Genomic DNA, 15,644 nt, shown 5'->3' with positions numbered 1-15,644 from the left:
ATGGCTGACCCAATCACAGCGGCAGACGTGCAGGCGTTCCTCGGTGAGTTGGGTTACTCCATCCCGGGCGCGCTGCTGGATCCGATCCTCTGCGTGGTGAACAAGATTATTCCGTGCCTCGATGGTGCTGGGTATGACGAGTGCACCGCGAAGCTGATCCTGATGTATGCCGCAGCGCTTATGGCTACGTCCTCCGGCGCGCGCCGAATCAAATCGCAGGGGGCGCCGTCTGGCGCGTCCCGCTCGTTTGAATATGGCGACGACAGCATTACCTGGCTGCGTGACTCGCTGGCCCGGCTTGATACCAGCGGTTGCACCGGTGAGTTACCGATCAGCGCTGGTAATAGTGTCGGGTTGTTCATGGTGGTTGGGGGCTGCTGATGACATACAAATCAGTTAAGCACGGTCTACCGCGCTCGTTCACCCGCGTCTGGGTGATGACCGACACCGGGCGGGAGACTACCGGCTACGTGAAATCGGACGGCGAGTGGTATATCAACTGTGAGCGCATCCGGGCGACCGGCGCGAAGGTGCTGCGCTGGAAGGAGGGCTGATGTCGTCTACTGCTTCATGGTCATACAACAAGCCATGCACGATATGGCGCAAGGGAGCTGGCGGTAATGACGAGTGGGGCGATCCTGTCGAACCATATGAACCGCCTGAAACCATCATGTGCGACTACATCGGCGGCTTGTCGGCAAAGCTCGGCTCAATCGGTAAAGAAGTGGTCGTTAAGAACACCTTTTTCACGGCATACGCACTGGCCGATGAGGGCGACTACATCATGATTGGTGTAAGCGCTGAGCCGGATCCGGTCGTAGCAGGTGCTGATGAGGTCCGTCACGTGACGCGCTGGAACGACACTCTCGACGGTCTGGAAGATGACTGGGCGATAATTACGGGAGTGTAGCCATGGGCATCAAAGTGAAGGGCATCAGCCAGGCGAAGAAAAACCTTAATGCTCTGGTTGGTGATATTCAGGGGAGAAAGGTCGTCAGAGCCATGCAATCAGCTTTGATTATCGGCGGATCGCAAGCGACGCTCTATACCCCGATCGATACATCCACCCTCATCAATAGCCAGTTCCGCGAGATTACTGTAAATGGCAATCGCGTGACTGGCCGGGTGGGTTATTCAGCTAACTATGCTGCATACGTCCATGACCCAAGCGTACCTCAGAACTTCCGCCGGGCGACGGCCAGGAAGGAGTTTTTAACCAAAGGGTTTGATGATACCCGCAGGCAAATCGACGCGGTAATTAAGAAGGAACTATCACTTTGACCACTCCGATGTATAAGCGTGTTCGCAACGTGCTCGTTGATGCTGGGCTTACTACTGGCTACATCATCCAGTCTTTGTCTTGGGTAGATTCTGGAAAACTAACCGATCGGTTCATTGTCTTCCGCCCAAATGGCGGCACGGCGATAGACCGGGATATGGCAGCTGATTATTACGTTCTGGTTGACGTTATTGCAGGAACGGCTAAGGGCGATAAGGCCAAAGCCGAGGCCGATGTTGAAGCCATTATCGAATATGTGAAAGCCAATCCGATGACAAATCGCTGCCTGGGGCAAATCTCAAATATGGGCGGCATACCATCACCTGTAATGACTACCGAAGGGCGTATGGTGTGGCGCCTGCAATTTGCCTGTCTCTTCGGCGGATAGCTAAAAATCAACATCACACAAGGTCGCTCTGAGCGGCCTTCTTTATTATCAGAAATGAGGTAAGCAACGATGCAAGGCTGCTCCAATAACGAACAACTAATTGGTCGCGCGAAGACGCTGGAACTGGCGTACGGATGCGCTGACATGGTGCCGGAGGAAGGTGACTGGAAGTTGATGGGTCTTCCAACTTCGGCTACGTGGGATTTAAGTCCTGAGGCGCTGACGTCTGATGCGGATAATGGCGGATTCAGTTCAAACCTGATCTCCAGCCTCGATCCAACCTATTCGATTGAAGGTGAGGTGCGTGTTAAGGACCGCACCGACGAATTCGGCGTTCAGCAGTTCGTGAAGTATATCGTTGATGAGGTACGCGCCCGCCGTCAGCCTGGCGTGTGGATGCGTTTCCATTGGGGCGATTATTATCACATCGGCTACATGGTGCCGTCTGGTGCCAGTGATGGTGGCGGCGTAAAGGAAATTGTCACCTACAGCTTTGAGTTCAAGCTGGCAGATGGTTCTACTTTCCAGATCACCGAAGCTGATGGCGATATCGCGGTAACAGGCGTGACGGTTACACCAACCAGCAGTTCTATTGCGGCTGGTTCAAGTACAACGTTCACCGTGAACATTTCCCCAGAAGATGCTGACAATAAAGTATTTACTGTCACTTCATCCGTGCCAGCTCGCGCTACGGTGGCTTTCTCAGGTAGTACCGTAACTGTATCTGCCCCATCGGGGGCTACGGCGGGAATCGCAGTGATTACTGTCACCACTGATGATGGTGCATTCACGGCAACCCACACCGTAACTGTCACTGTGTAAGCAAAACAAAGGGTAGATCGCTGCCCTTGATTTTGCTTATGGGGGGATAGATGACACCAGTTAAAGAGTTTGGAGAATGCCTTATTAGTGTCGGGGATAAGGACTACTTTTTCCGCCCGTCATTTCTCGCGATATCAAGTATCGGCGATCCGGTAGAAATCGTTCAGACGTTTTACGATCTTTATAATGATGAGGCCGCTAATCTCATCAAGAAGGCTGCCGAATCCTACATTCATTCAGAATATGATAGCCTGCCTGAATATGTAATTCACTACATCAAGAGCGGCATACTAAGCCGTAAGGCGATCATGGCTGCGCATACGGTTTTGTCTGCATGCTGTGAGGATGATGTAGGGGATCTTATCGGCTGGATGAAGCCAAGTAAAAGCCGGAAGCGCGGATTTAGGTGGCGGCAGGGTATTATGTCGCCTCAGGAAATGGTCATTATCGCTCAAAGATTGATGATGCACGGTGTTATCGGGAAGGGAAAATTACGTAAGCTACAGCGCCACGAATCGAACGAGCCTACCAATGAATTCAGGGCGTCGGATTACATCATTGCTGCGAGAAATCACTTTAACATCAGCAAAGAAGAGGCCGCGCAGTTGACTATGACAGAGTTCCAGATGATGTTGGTTGCTAAATACCCTGAACAGAAGGGGTATACGCGGGATGAGTACGATAGCGCGGCAGATGACTACTTTGCGCGACGTAAGCGCAGGCTGGCAAGGGAGAATCAGAAGTAACCGAACTTCGGTCTACCAGCTTTTGAAGTCAATAAATCAGCCTTTTCCGTTGCAACTGTGCTATTCCTGGTTAGGATGTTTCCACTTTTACCAATGGGGAATAGAAAGATGCGTACATTAATTTTATTGGGAACGCTGCTCGCTGCACCTTGTGTTATGGCGGCTACTGATGCAGAAATTGTCAATGCTGTGAAACAAAGAGCAGAAAGCGGTTTCTTTCCAAAAGACGTAAAAGTCGTTTCATTAAAGGAAGTTAATTTCTTCCCTGACGACAGAGACACAGTGTACGCCAGATTTGGAAACGTATGCGGCAAGGCTGAAGTGACCAAAGGTGATAATAAAGCCTCATTGGTATTTATTGCCCCTGTGGTTGAAAAGGCAAGCCAGATTTCTATAGACGATCCGACAATTTACGATCTCACAAAGCAAGGTGAGATTGCAGAAAAAGACATTCCAAATAGATGTAAGTAATAAACACTTGAACATTAAAACCCGCTCCGGCGGGTTTTTTTATGCCCGGAGAAAAGCATGGCCAACAGTGAACAGGTTGGGAATATTGTTTATCAAGTCCAAATGGACGTAGCAGAGCTTATTGAAGCACAGCGTAAAGTAAACGATCGGCTTGATAAAATGGGCTCCAATTTCGACCGAGCATCCGGGTCGGTTAGCCGATTTGAGGGAGCGCTTAATAAAGTAGGAGTGGCGATTGCCGCAGCTTTCACCATCGAGACGGCCAAAAGGCTGATTGCGATTGGTGATGAGATGGCTACCTTGCAGGCCAGGATCACCAGGCTCAGCCCAAGTATTGATACAGCGAAAGAGACTATGTCAGCTCTTTCAGCTATTGCATCACAAACAGGTAACAGCCTTTCTGAAACAGAGCGTTTGTGGGAATCACTGACCACAGCATTAAAAAGCGCTGGTGCAACTAACTCTCAGATCCTTGCGCTTACTTCGACGCTTCAAAAGATAGGCACTATCGGTGGTTCATCCTCAGAGGAAATGGCTAACGCACTTCGCCAGTTCGGGCAGTCAATCGCCGGCGGCACAGTACGAGCCGAAGAGTTCAACTCCATCCTTGAGCAAATGCCAGAGCTTGCTCGCCAGATTGCGTCTGGACTTGGAATATCGATTGGTGATCTCCGCAAGAGAATGCTGGAGGGCAAGTTAACGGCTGAAGATGCCCTTAACGCTATTCAAAAACAATCCCAGTCTGTTAACGAAGAGTTCGACAAGATGCCTGTCAATATCGACAGGGCGAAAAATAGTCTGGACGTAGCATTTAAAAACGCCATTAACGACATCAATCAGGCGATTGGCTTGACCTCGACCCTGGCGGGGTTGATGCAAAGCGTTGCTGATAATCTTAATTACTACAATAAAAATGTCGGTGATTCTTCCAGAATGCCGAAGCTTATCAAGCTACAGCAAGAATTAAACTCCGAGCTTAAAGATGGTCAGCGCTGGTATGAGACAGACTCCGTATTCCAGACTCGTCGTGCGCAGGCCGCCGTTCAGTTAAAGCAGGTCGAAGGTGAAATTGCTCACATCAGAGCTAAAGCAGCAAGTGATGCTAAGAACAACCAAGGGTTCAAGACCGAAACAAGCGGAGACGATGCAGCAACATCCAAGCTGGTGAAAAACTCTGAGCGCAGGCTCGCTCTAGCCAAACTTGAAGGAGAGGCAAGAGCAAGGCTTCAGGCTCAGTATGATGCTGCCGACGCTGGGGTTACGGATCCGAAACGCATCAAGACTCTTCAGGATGAATATGCGGAGACGTACCGAGTAACCGAGGCGAGAAAGGAAAGCAATAAAACTGGCAAGAAAACTGAGGCGCAGTCCGAATCAATTGCAAATAAGCTTGAAAATTTGCGTCAGCAGTCAGAATTGGCAGCTGATTCAACGGAGGAGCTAAGCAGAAAGCAGGCCATATTACGTGCTCAGCAGTCACTGGGAAATTCTGCAACCCAGGAGCAAATCAAAAAGGCCGGTGAATATGCAGCAAAAGCATGGGATGCATCAGCGGCAGCCAAAGGGGTTACGGAATCACTTAAGGCAATGCCTTTGCAGGCGGAGAATAAATCCTACGCCGAATCCATGCAAAATCTGAAGGCCGCACTGAACGCTGGGAAAATAGATCTCAAGGAGTATAACGCTGCCACGGAGAAAATGGCGCTCGAGCACCAGAATAACCTCGCCAAGATTAACGCCCAGGCCACAGTCAATCCCGTAGCTTCTGCCCGAGCCGAAGTTGACCCGGTACAGCAACTGGTGAACGAAAATAACCAGAAGTTAGCCCTGATGCAGCAATATCAGCAGCAGGAACAGGCGATACTCCAGCAAAGTTACCAAAAAGGGAAAATAAATTACGATCAGTTCGTTGCTGCAAAGGCAGCTACCGATGCCCAGTACCTTGCCTTGAAGACTGCGCAGGAAAACCAGTTCAATGAGCAGATGACAGCCGCTCAGTGGCAATTGCTCAGTCAACAAGGTCTTGGTTATGAAATGCTGACAAGCGCGGTGGATGCGTTTTCAGGTAATGCATCTAATGCGTTAACCGGGCTGATCACCGGAACGATGTCAGCGCAGGATGCTATGCGTTCGCTCGGGAATACGATGCTGAACAGCGTGGTCAATGCGCTAGTCCAGGTTGGGGTTGAGGCACTCAAAAACTTCATTATCGGTCAGACATTGGGCGCAGCGGCTACTGCTGCTGGAGCATCTCAGGCTGCAATATTGGCTACAGCTTGGGCTCCTGCCGCCGCCATGGCTAGCCTCGCTTCATTTGGGGCCAACTCAGTTCCTGCCATGACAGGAATTGCTTCAACGGTAGGCCTGGCACAGGGCCTTGCTTTAACCGGTATGCGTTACAATGGCGGCCCGGTGAATGCAGGAGGTCTTTATCAGGTCGGTGAGCGAGGGAAGCCGGAGATTTACCAGGCCAGTACCGGTAAGCAGTACATGATACCGGGCGACAACGGCAGGGTGATCAGCAACAAAGATATGACCGCAGGGGGCGGAGTTAGCGTCATAATCAACGTTCAGAATATGACGAGTGCCACATTTGACGCTCAAGCTACGAACAACGGGGATGGTACAATAACCGTGGATGCCATTATTGCTGACTTGAATAATGGAGGTCCTATATCGCAGGCTATCACTGGCAATACAACTGCGAAAAGAACACCTCGAGGTCAGTTATAAGGAGATATATGTGGTTATTGAGCCAAACGATGTGCAATCAATACCAACAGAGATAGGCAAGCCTCATAAGCTTTATCCAAACAGGGCAGTAGAGTTTGTCTTTACTCTAAAGGATGGCTCTACAATTAAAGGCATTGCTCCTGCTGGAGAGGATCTGGAATTTATTAATCATGGGGATATCGTTGACATTAAAATCAATGTTTACGAAGCACCGCCTGGTCCAAGATCCGTTGAATAATCAAACCCGCTTCGGCGGGTTTTTTAATGCCTGGAGCTTAGATGCCAATTATCGACTATCCCGACTGGCTGCCGCTGGCGCAGAAGGCCAGCAAAAACATGACTCTCGATACCGGGTTCCAGACCGATCAGCCGGCGGTCGGCCCGGCTATCTTCCAGAACCTTACTGACGACCTGAAAGTGACCTGGTCCCTGACGTGGATTTTCACCTTGGCTGAGGAACGAGCATTCCAGCAGTGGCTACGCAGCCCGAACTATCTCAATCGGGGCCTGAACTGGTTCCGGATGAATATCAATCTGGGCGGTAGTGGCCTGCAACTCCAGGAACTTCACTTTACGCAGATGCCGGTGCAAACCAGTATCGATGGCGGAGTGGTGACCTGGACGGGAACCGTTATTGCGAACCACCTCTACAACGCCGACGACGAGTTCGACGACATCATTGTTGAACTGCCGCCGCCGTGGGATTCGTGGCTGGATATCGTTGTCACGGGTTATCCGGACGGGCGCGATCCGGAATCACTGCCGAGAGTGCCGTAATGCCAACATTCAGAGCTTATAAGCAGCAGCGCCCGACGCGCGGACTGTACGACACCATCACGTTCTACCATCCATCCTTCGGCTATGTCCGCCTGGTCGATAAGCAGTTCTTCCCGAAGACGCTTGGCGGCCAGACGTACACACCCGCCCGTTTTGAAATCGAAGAGAGCCAGCAGAGCGGTACGCCGGTGATCGACGCTACGGTGAAGTTAGGGCGTCTGTCGTCTGACATCAAAGCGCTGATGAAACAGTGGAAGGGTGCGGCCAGGCTGACTGCCATCACGGCCACGCGGCAGATCTTCGACAGCGGCGATGTGTCGGTGCCGATTAAGTCGTGGCAGCTCTACGTCAAGACGGTGGATATTGATGCCGACGCCGCATCGGTCACTCTGTCTGTTACCAACCCGCTAAACAACAACATCGGAAGGCTCTATGACCCAACGGAATACACTGGCCTTCAGTACCTCTGATTTTATCAGCAGGATGATCGGCGTGCCGTGGGCTAACCGGGCTTGCTCGTTCGATAAGGTCGATTGCTGGGGGCTGGTGGTGCTGTATTACCGACACGTTCTCGGGATTGAGCTTCACCAGACACCGGATTACGAAGCCGGGGCCGACTTCTTCACCTGCTATGAGGGTGACGTCGTTTTCTGGCGCCAGGTCGATAAACCGATCGAAGGCGGGATATTCGTCGGGTACCGAGGCGCGCAACCGGCGCATGTTGGGCTGGTGCTTAACAGGCAGGCGCTGCATTCACGCGGCGAGAACGGAAGCGTGCGCATGGACTCGTTGCTGGTCATTCAGCGGGCATTCAACAAAGTGGAGTTTTTCGAATATGGCGCTGGTTGAGATATCGAATTTTCCAGGAACGCCTAAGCTGCGTTGCAGGGTGCCAAACGGCACCCTTTTTTATGACTGGCTGGTGGCCAATGACGCTACTTTCCACCGCGACCTGCTGATCGTCCGCAACGGCGTAAGACTGGGCGACGATGATGAGCTGGCGTTTGAGCTGAGCGAGCTGGACCACATCCAGATTTTCGACCAGCCTAAGGGCATTGTCGGCGACATCCTGAGCCCGATATTTAAAGTGGTTGGCCAGGTGTTTTCGTTCCTGGCGCCGAAGCCGGCAATCGCGAACAACGGCGGCAATACCGTCGACTCGCCCAACAATAGCCTGACCGGTCAGACAAACACGGCGCGCGTATATAAGGCCAAACCGGACATCTACGGCCAGATTCGTTCGTTCCCGGATCTAATTCAGGAGTCTGTATTCGAATACGTTCACCAGACGTCTACCGACGGCGGCCTGAAGTACGTCACAGAGTGGATGTGCATCGGTATTGGAAAATACGATTACGAGTCCGTGCGCTACTCAGAATCAAGCCTCGGTTCACTGGCCGGTGCCGAATTCCAGTTCTTCCAGCCTGGCGAAGTTATCCCGCAGATCGTCGAGGGATACGGGTTCGATGACGTTGACGGTCAGGAGGTCCCAGGGCAGAACGAAGCCAGCGACTTCCCGATCGAAACAGCAACGGCAAACACAGTGGTCAGCGGAACGTATTCCGGCGGACAGATAGCGATGAAAATCGTCAAGCAGGCTGAGTTTGACTATTTCATGGGCCTGGTTCTGCCGCATGCGGTTACCTTCACCATCAACGTGACGTACAGCACGGCCTCCGGCACCGTGACTACCGATGCAACATTCTCCGGCACGCTGATATCCGCCGTTGAAACCAACGACGGCGCGGTTGTTAACCCGGTGCGCTGGTACACGTTTACGATGAACCAGCTGGAGGGGCCGCAGGACATTCCGGCTAACGCCACGATCAACACTACGAAGTTCATTCTGAACGATAACGAGGCGCTGGTGGTTGGGCCGTTCTTTTCTCCGGTCGAGTCAACGCAACTGTGGCTGCATACCCAGTCCAGCCTCGGCGGGAAGAAAGAGACCAACTGGAAGGTTGTCATCTGGAAAATCGACGACGACTACAACCAGGTGCCGGGAACGCAGCAGACGTTTACGTACCGGCAGACGACGCCGCACCAGTCGACGAGCGAGGTGTTTTATCGCACTGACAAGATCACTCCGACCGGCGGGTTCGGGAAATACGCGGTCAGCTTCCAGCGCACGGATAACTCCGGTGACGCGTCACTGCTCAAGGTCGAAGAGATCCACAGCATCAACATCAGGACAAACGTCGTTCACCCGACCGACACGCTTGTGCGAGTAAAAGTCCGGGCGACAGAGAACGCTCTTGGCAGCCGCGAGCGCAAATATAACGCACTGGTGACGCGCCACACCATTACGTACGACCTGGACACGCAGACGGTGGATTATACGCTGAGACCGTCGCGCTCGTTCGCTGATGCGGTGGCGCACACCTGGCTGATTATGGGTGAGCAACCGGTAAGCAGCATTGACCTGTACGGGCTGTACTCGATCGCCGAAAGCCTGCCGGATGAGCGCCTGGGTTACTTCGACTATACGTTTGACGACGAGAACGACTCACTGGGCGACCGCGTGCAGGCGATCTGCAATACGGCGTCGGTGGTGGCGTACTGGGATGACGGCGTGCTGACGTTTACCCGCGATCAGAAGGTTGACTACCCGGCGGCCGTATTCAACCGGGCCAACATGAAGACGGACGAGTACAAAATGACGTACGAGGCCACGCTTCCTGGTGGCTACGACGGCGTGCAGGTGTCCTACGTTCACCCGACCACGAACAATAAGACGTACATCAACTACCGCGTGCTGAACGGCGCCATCGTCGAGCAGGAAGCGGAAAACCCAAACAAGCTGGAGATCGTCGGCTTCCGTAATGAGTATCAGGCCCGGGAGCGCGCATTACGCGAAACCAAGCGCCTGATCTACTCGCGCGTGAAGATGAACGCCAAGGTGTTTGAGGACGGCATTATCCAGGTGGGTAGCGTCATCCAGATGCCAGACATCTACGACAGCAACCAGCAACAGGGTTACATCACCGGGCGCGCCGGTAATAACTTTGATACCAGCGAGCCGATCACGTTTACCGGTTCGATGTATGTGCTGGTGACAGACAGCCTGGGTAACCCGACGCTGCGCTATCCGGCAACCGCCCGCAGCGACACGAAGTATGGCTTCACCGCGGCTATCCCCAACATTCAGCTCAACATATGGAACGGAGACACTGTGCAGCTCCCGTCGCGCTATCTCATTGCGACAGTGGAGGAACTGGACAGTCAGCTATGGACGGTCAACAGCATCAAACCTAACACAGATAACACGGTATCTCTGACCGTCGCGGAATACAGCGACGCCATCTACCAATAAGAACCGTCCCCGACCAACCAGACCCGGCCACCGCGCCGGGTTTTTTTATGGAACTAATATGGCTACGACACCTACCAACCTGTCAGTACCGAGCGAGTCCCCGCGCGATCTGAAATTTAACGCAGGGAAAATTGATGAATTTGTGACATCGCTGGCACTTCAGTACATTGATCGCTTTGGTGATGCGCATTACACAATTGAAGGCCTGAAGGCTTTAGTGCTTCAGCAGATATATAATCTTGGCTGGAATCCGGTTGGAAGCTTCCAGGGTGGCGCTACAGTTTCTTCCGCAGGGGATATTATCCAGGATGAAACGAATGGTGTATGGTATCGCTGGGATGACCTCTCCAGCTTACCTAAGGCTGTTCAAGCAGGTTCCACTCCCGGTTCCACCGGTGGTATTGGTGAAGGGAAATGGCTAGCTGTCGATGTAAATGATGTCTTAAGAAAAGACCTTCATGGAAGCAATGGATCAACATTAATCGGTGGCTCTGTTTATGTAGTTGACTATTTTTCAGATGCCAAGGTGGCGAATGCCGGCAAGTCAAAGTACATCATGACGCGCGGTCATCATGAGATCGGAGTTGGTGCTGCGACATATTTTAGTGATGGCACAACTGGTGCGCCATCAACTGGTAATGAGCTCAAGTTTTACGATGCAACTGGAAATGGATGGTACCTTCGCCACGATGGAACCATTGATTGTCGTCAATTCGGCGTTGTGGCTGATGGTAGTGATGAGACAACAAAGTTGCAATTATGGTTAGATTGCTGCGCTCAATCTGGGGCCGAAGCGTATATACCCGTAAATGTTTTCCCATCTGCTGCTGGCTTAATTTGTACCTCGCAACATAATGGTTTGAAATTCAAATGGCATGGGTATGTTAAGCACTGGGGAGATGGAACAAAGCCTGCCACTGTTGTAGATTCATGGGACCCTTCATCTGGATATGTTCTTTACCTGAAAGAAGTAAGTGACCTCACTGGAGAGATAAGAATTGATGGTGTAAGGACATCTAAGATAGCCGATGAACACATCCATAATATACATTCCTATGGCGGGAAAAATCACGTATTGTCATTATTTTTCAAAGAAACAAGAGGTGATGGAATTTATCTTAATGCAGCACATGGTAACCAAGATTCAACACCTCCATCAAACATGACATATCCATTAGTAGAGAGCGTAAACTCTGACTATGACGGTAGAAATGCGATGAGCATTATTTGCGCGGATGGCGTTTCCATAGGCACATTTGTTTCGTATAAGCATGGTGGACGCATTGGCACGGTTATGCAGCCAGGTGGTTTGGATATTGAACCAAATTATAGCTACCAGCCATGTACTAACATCCAGATTGATAGCTATTACTCTCGCTCATGTGGAACAGGTTTTACTATTTTTGGTAAGGTAAATACTGGGAATATGGTTGTTAGAAACATCTCTATTTCGAAGATGGAAATTGTGATGGAGTATATTTCTTCAAATAACAATCAACTGCGTGGATCGCTTCTTATGGGTGCTGATGGTTTGTACATAGGATCATCACATATTCGATGCTTATCAAATTACACTGCAAACTCTCCGATTGGTGCGCAAATTGATGCCTGTTATAATGCAGATATCAATATTTCTACTGAGAGGTTTTACCAGGGAGCAGCAATTGGCATCAAGGCATGGACTGAGGTTGGAGGTATTGCCAGGATTGTAAATTCAAAAATATCTGTAACCCCTAGGATATTTCAACGAGGCGCAGTGATAGGTGATGTTAATGGCCTTGATTTTGTTTTGCGCGCTTTCACCCCTACATTGATGTCAGTTGGTAGCGATGTAGGGCTGGTTCAAACTATTCAGAGTGATGGTTTAGGTTCCTCTACATTTATAAAATCAGCCCGTCTATCAGTATCAAGTGGTCCTGGTGCTGCTATTACATGGGGTGTTTTCTGCGTAAACACAAACATTGGTCGTGAGACGTGCATAATTCATGATTCCGACTTATCTAGTATCGTGCACAATGGTACGACAACCAATAGACTAATCTCCACGGCAAACTTCCAAAAGAGGAACATAGCCGGTGTAACGCCGAAAGGAGGGGGTGATACAATAACAGGCACTGCAATTTGGGGGGTAGGAGATGTGGTTAATGACAATACTACATCATCAGCGGGTGGTTACATAGGAAAGATATACACAGCATCAGGATGGAAAAATTACGGAGCCATAAGCGCATAAAAAAAGCCCCGAAAGGGGCTTTAATTCAAAATGGAATACCATCATCATAAACTAGAATAGTCATTTTTTTAAATGTGAGCACTTCACTGGCGTAACCATAGCGCTCCTGTATACCAATGACGCACTTTTCTACGTCTGAACATTCTCTACCTTTTGAGATAGCGAAGAATTGTCTCTTCGGAAGACCATTTAGGAATTCTTCGGTATGCCATGATCGCATTGTTTGCCACCTCACTGAATATGGGTCCAGCCTATATCCATCACGAATGAATATAGGGAATATCTTTACATCCCCTCGACTAATCCAGTTAACAGTCATTGACTTATCCCAGAAATCACCGAAACCATATTGCAAGTCATGTTTCTTTAAGAAATCAATGTATTGATTATTCTCAGTTATTACACCTTTCGCCCACCACTTTTTCGTTTCATACGAGTTTATGGATGTAACAGCAAATAGAATAGTTATTACTAATAGTAACCTACTATATCTTCCCGATAGATTAATTGCTAGTATCGCGAATACACATGGAATTACGTTTACAAAAAAACGTGGTGGGCCTGGGAAAGACGAATTATTGCTTATAATGTATGAAGACACAATTCCGAGCAAAGAAAGGAATAATGTGATTGTTACATATCTCTTAATTCCACCACTTAGCCATCCAATCCAAACAGAAATAAGCACCAAAAACAACATTACAAAGAACGAAGCAATATAAAATATATTACCTTTCATTACAGAAATATTTATTGTTTCCCCTATCAATATGATGGAGCCATAAATGTTCTGCAACATCATACTGATATCAACAATTTCAAACTTCTGTATGTCGAAGCCCATCAGAATAGGCAGAACATGAGTAATTGATAATCCAAAAAAGGCGGCCATTACACAAAGATGAGATACTCTCCTTTCCTTTGAAAGGAATAGGTAGATCTCAACAAGAAGTATTGGCATAAAGAATGTAGGCGCGATCCACATATCAGATGAGTTCGCAATCAAACCTATAGCGGCTATCATCGTTGTTATGTAAATGTTGTTCTTTGATAGGTTTTTGGTAAACAGCAACAACATTAGAAATCCATACGCAGCAGTTGAATAATGCGCAAATGGATGAGCAACAAACCCATCAGTTAACATTATCTGAGGCAATAATGTAGTTCCTACGATAACCGAAACATAGCTCCACTTTCCATTTGATATTTTAGATATCTCAGAAGAAAACAATGTAACTAGTGCTGCAAATAATATAGTAGAAATCAGCAACGGAATTACACCATCATCTCCTAGCAAAAAGAAGATTGCGAAGTTAATTGGGTATACAGTAAAATACCAATTGTCTGGAGTGGGTCTCCAGTCAAAAAAAGAAGACACTCCCTTATCTAAAAACTCTCTCCATACTAATGGACTATTGGCATAATCAGAGTTTATTGGAAAGTATCTTGATATTATAAATGCCAAGAAAGAAAAAGAAATAGCATACATAATAATGGATGTGATTTTATTGTTTCTATTGTAATTCATAACTTAATTACCCTTTTTAATTATGTAACGAGGTCTGTGTTTAACCTCCACATAAATCCTGCCAATGTACTCGCCAAGAACGCCAATCCCGATCAGCTGGATGCCACCCAGGAACAAAACCGATACCAGCAGGGAAGGGTAGCCACGAACCGGGTTACCAAATGCTAGTGTGTCAACAATCATCCAGGCGCCGTACAGGAATGCAAGCCCGGCTACGAGCAAGCCAATGTAAGTCCACATGCGCAGCGGGAAAGTAGAGAAGCTTGTGATCCCCTCAAGTGCCAGGTTCCACAGTTTCCAGCCGTTAAATTTAGTGCTTCCTGCGACGCGTTCTGCGCGTGCATATTCAACGACATCGGTGCGGCCACCAACCCAACTCAGAACGCCCTTCATGAACAGGTTTCGCTCTGGCATGAGCTTAATGTTTTCCACCACCTCACGGGACATAAGCCTGAAGTCGCCCACGTTCTCCTCAATCTGCGGATTGCTGATTTTGTTGTGCAGTTTATAAAACCACTCAGCGGATTTACGCTTCAACCGGCTATCAGTGGAGCGGTCTGAACGCTTAGCCAAAACCATATCTGCCCCGGCTTGCCATTTCTCTATCAGGTGCGGAATGACCTCAATTGGGTCCTGCAAGTCTACGTCGATCGGGATAATCGCTTCACCGGTCGCATGGTCAAGGCCGGCGAACAGAGCGGGCTCTTTACCGAAGTTTCTTGTAAATGACAGAGGGACCACAAGAGGATCTGAAACAGCAAGCGCGTTGATAATTGATTCTGTCGCGTCTTTACTGCCGTCATTGATGAAGACTATCTCGACTTCATGCTGCTGAAGGCCTTCAAATTCCCGAACGGTTTTATAGAAGATAGGAATTGCTTCTTCTTCATTAAATACCGGAACGACCAGAGAAATTTTCATTTCGCATCCCTAAAGACAATGAACTTTGAATAAATAAAACCGCACACCAGACTGATTGCGGAGAAGAGAATGAGAGTCACAATTGGAGCCATGCCTGACTTATCGGCAGCCCAACCAACAGCTGCGCTCAAGGATCCCATAAACCCTACATACAGCATGTAGCGCATCGTGGTTGTCGAAGACTTAAACGTGAACCTGGCGTTTGCAAAGAAGCTGAATGACACCGCCACGACGAATCCGGCAAAGTTGCCAAGTGCCTGGCCTGTATGAAATGCGTAGATGCAAACAGCGAACACAACCCAGTGAATGAGCGTGTTGATAACACCTATTGATGTGTACTTGGCGAATAACTTTAACATTATAGAAATCAGTGAATTCGGAAAGGTCTGAAGTTTAGCATCACTGTCCAACTTGATCGACTCTCATATTTGAC

General features: G+C 49.3%; 18 protein-coding genes. 15 read left to right on the top strand and 3 right to left on the bottom strand.

Annotation, left to right across the window (positions count from 1 at the left end):
* The 15 genes from KTH07_RS09485 (at position 1) to KTH07_RS09415 (ending at position 12,762) form a co-directional block, all read left to right on the top strand.
* Positions 1 to 381 carry a hypothetical protein gene (locus KTH07_RS09485; protein WP_032648628.1) on the top strand — a complete coding sequence of 127 codons (381 nt, stop codon included), beginning with the start codon at positions 1 to 3 and terminating at the stop codon, positions 379 to 381.
* Positions 381 to 554, top strand: coding sequence for a hypothetical protein (locus KTH07_RS09480; RefSeq protein ID WP_045332043.1), 174 nt, complete (start codon positions 381 to 383; stop codon positions 552 to 554). The genes KTH07_RS09485 and KTH07_RS09480 overlap by 1 nt, the downstream gene beginning before the upstream one ends.
* Positions 554 to 910 (top strand): hypothetical protein, encoded by a 357-nt coding sequence (locus tag KTH07_RS09475; RefSeq protein WP_045332040.1) that lies wholly within the window; start codon positions 554 to 556, stop codon positions 908 to 910. The genes KTH07_RS09480 and KTH07_RS09475 overlap by 1 nt, the downstream gene beginning before the upstream one ends.
* A gap of 2 nt (positions 911 to 912) precedes the next feature.
* Positions 913 to 1,281 carry a hypothetical protein gene (locus tag KTH07_RS09470; RefSeq protein ID WP_045332038.1) on the top strand — a complete coding sequence of 123 codons (369 nt, stop codon included), beginning with the start codon at positions 913 to 915 and terminating at the stop codon, positions 1,279 to 1,281.
* Positions 1,278 to 1,667 (top strand): hypothetical protein, encoded by a 390-nt coding sequence (locus KTH07_RS09465; protein WP_045332036.1) that lies wholly within the window; start codon positions 1,278 to 1,280, stop codon positions 1,665 to 1,667. The genes KTH07_RS09470 and KTH07_RS09465 overlap by 4 nt, the downstream gene beginning before the upstream one ends.
* A 69-nt stretch (positions 1,668 to 1,736) precedes the next feature.
* Positions 1,737 to 2,489, top strand: coding sequence for an Ig-like domain-containing protein (locus KTH07_RS09460; protein WP_045142329.1), 753 nt, complete (start codon positions 1,737 to 1,739; stop codon positions 2,487 to 2,489).
* Positions 2,490 to 2,539: 50 nt separating this feature from the next.
* Positions 2,540 to 3,235, top strand: a complete 696-nt coding sequence (locus KTH07_RS09455) for a DUF6246 family protein (RefSeq protein WP_045332033.1) — start codon at positions 2,540 to 2,542, stop codon at positions 3,233 to 3,235.
* Positions 3,236 to 3,343: 108 nt separating this feature from the next.
* Positions 3,344 to 3,706, top strand: coding sequence for a hypothetical protein (locus KTH07_RS09450; protein ID WP_032668722.1), 363 nt, complete (start codon positions 3,344 to 3,346; stop codon positions 3,704 to 3,706).
* A 57-nt stretch (positions 3,707 to 3,763) separates the two neighbouring features.
* Positions 3,764 to 6,439 carry a tape measure protein gene (locus KTH07_RS09445; RefSeq protein ID WP_063161905.1) on the top strand — a complete coding sequence of 892 codons (2,676 nt, stop codon included), beginning with the start codon at positions 3,764 to 3,766 and terminating at the stop codon, positions 6,437 to 6,439.
* 10 nt (positions 6,440 to 6,449) lie between these two features.
* A complete protein-coding gene (locus KTH07_RS09440) occupies positions 6,450 to 6,677 on the top strand; it encodes a hypothetical protein (RefSeq protein WP_032673497.1) in 228 nt (75 codons plus the stop codon).
* Between the two features lie 41 nt (positions 6,678 to 6,718).
* Positions 6,719 to 7,216, top strand: coding sequence for a hypothetical protein (locus tag KTH07_RS09435; RefSeq protein ID WP_045332028.1), 498 nt, complete (start codon positions 6,719 to 6,721; stop codon positions 7,214 to 7,216).
* On the top strand, positions 7,216 to 7,686 hold the full coding sequence (locus tag KTH07_RS09430; protein ID WP_045288362.1) for a hypothetical protein: 471 nt from the start codon (positions 7,216 to 7,218) through the stop codon (positions 7,684 to 7,686). Before KTH07_RS09435 ends, KTH07_RS09430 begins: the two co-directional genes overlap by 1 nt.
* Complete coding sequence (locus KTH07_RS09425) at positions 7,649 to 8,065, top strand: NlpC/P60 family protein (protein WP_230200613.1); 417 nt, start codon at positions 7,649 to 7,651, stop codon at positions 8,063 to 8,065. Before KTH07_RS09430 ends, KTH07_RS09425 begins: the two co-directional genes overlap by 38 nt.
* On the top strand, positions 8,052 to 10,529 hold the full coding sequence (locus KTH07_RS09420) for a host specificity factor TipJ family phage tail protein (RefSeq protein WP_045332020.1): 2,478 nt from the start codon (positions 8,052 to 8,054) through the stop codon (positions 10,527 to 10,529). The genes KTH07_RS09425 and KTH07_RS09420 overlap by 14 nt, the downstream gene beginning before the upstream one ends.
* Positions 10,530 to 10,587: 58 nt before the next feature.
* Positions 10,588 to 12,762 (top strand): hypothetical protein, encoded by a 2,175-nt coding sequence (locus KTH07_RS09415; protein WP_217310937.1) that lies wholly within the window; start codon positions 10,588 to 10,590, stop codon positions 12,760 to 12,762.
* A 25-nt stretch (positions 12,763 to 12,787) separates the two neighbouring features.
* Here the strand turns inward: KTH07_RS09415 and KTH07_RS09410 are convergent, their stop codons facing one another.
* The 3 genes from KTH07_RS09410 to KTH07_RS09400 are packed head-to-tail and all read right to left on the bottom strand — an operon-like array spanning position 12,788 to position 15,570.
* On the bottom strand, positions 12,788 to 14,290 hold the full coding sequence (locus KTH07_RS09410; protein ID WP_126530052.1) for a hypothetical protein: 1,503 nt from the start codon (positions 14,288 to 14,290) through the stop codon (positions 12,788 to 12,790).
* A gap of 3 nt (positions 14,291 to 14,293) precedes the next feature.
* Positions 14,294 to 15,211: a glycosyltransferase family 2 protein gene (locus KTH07_RS09405; protein ID WP_045332016.1), complete on the bottom strand. Its 918-nt coding sequence runs from the start codon at positions 15,209 to 15,211 to the stop codon at positions 14,294 to 14,296.
* Complete coding sequence (locus tag KTH07_RS09400) at positions 15,208 to 15,570, bottom strand: GtrA family protein (protein ID WP_045332015.1); 363 nt, start codon at positions 15,568 to 15,570, stop codon at positions 15,208 to 15,210. The genes KTH07_RS09405 and KTH07_RS09400 overlap by 4 nt, the downstream gene beginning before the upstream one ends.
* Between the last annotated feature and the right edge of the window lie 74 nt (positions 15,571 to 15,644).

The organism is Enterobacter cloacae complex sp. ECL72 (assembly GCF_019056635.1).
Lineage (GTDB): Bacteria > Pseudomonadota > Gammaproteobacteria > Enterobacterales > Enterobacteriaceae > Enterobacter > Enterobacter hormaechei_C.
Note: the sequence above shows the minus strand (reverse complement) of the source record. Positions and strands in the feature narration are given on the sequence as shown.

Coding starts and splice junctions, on each gene's coding strand:
- KTH07_RS09420 (WP_045332020.1), top strand. CDS start 8,052: ATGGCGCTGGTTGAGATATCGAATTTTCCAGGAACGCCTAAGCTGCGT.
- KTH07_RS09485 (WP_032648628.1), top strand. CDS start 1: ATGGCTGACCCAATCACAGCGGCAGACGTGCAGGCGTTCCTCGGTGAG.
- KTH07_RS09460 (WP_045142329.1), top strand. CDS start 1,737: ATGCAAGGCTGCTCCAATAACGAACAACTAATTGGTCGCGCGAAGACG.
- KTH07_RS09415 (WP_217310937.1), top strand. CDS start 10,588: ATGGCTACGACACCTACCAACCTGTCAGTACCGAGCGAGTCCCCGCGC.
- KTH07_RS09430 (WP_045288362.1), top strand. CDS start 7,216: ATGCCAACATTCAGAGCTTATAAGCAGCAGCGCCCGACGCGCGGACTG.
- KTH07_RS09450 (WP_032668722.1), top strand. CDS start 3,344: ATGCGTACATTAATTTTATTGGGAACGCTGCTCGCTGCACCTTGTGTT.
- KTH07_RS09480 (WP_045332043.1), top strand. CDS start 381: ATGACATACAAATCAGTTAAGCACGGTCTACCGCGCTCGTTCACCCGC.
- KTH07_RS09455 (WP_045332033.1), top strand. CDS start 2,540: ATGACACCAGTTAAAGAGTTTGGAGAATGCCTTATTAGTGTCGGGGAT.
- KTH07_RS09470 (WP_045332038.1), top strand. CDS start 913: ATGGGCATCAAAGTGAAGGGCATCAGCCAGGCGAAGAAAAACCTTAAT.
- KTH07_RS09445 (WP_063161905.1), top strand. CDS start 3,764: ATGGCCAACAGTGAACAGGTTGGGAATATTGTTTATCAAGTCCAAATG.
- KTH07_RS09400 (WP_045332015.1), bottom strand. CDS start 15,570: ATGTTAAAGTTATTCGCCAAGTACACATCAATAGGTGTTATCAACACG.
- KTH07_RS09425 (WP_230200613.1), top strand. CDS start 7,649: ATGACCCAACGGAATACACTGGCCTTCAGTACCTCTGATTTTATCAGC.
- KTH07_RS09410 (WP_126530052.1), bottom strand. CDS start 14,290: ATGAATTACAATAGAAACAATAAAATCACATCCATTATTATGTATGCT.
- KTH07_RS09435 (WP_045332028.1), top strand. CDS start 6,719: ATGCCAATTATCGACTATCCCGACTGGCTGCCGCTGGCGCAGAAGGCC.
- KTH07_RS09405 (WP_045332016.1), bottom strand. CDS start 15,211: ATGAAAATTTCTCTGGTCGTTCCGGTATTTAATGAAGAAGAAGCAATT.
- KTH07_RS09475 (WP_045332040.1), top strand. CDS start 554: ATGTCGTCTACTGCTTCATGGTCATACAACAAGCCATGCACGATATGG.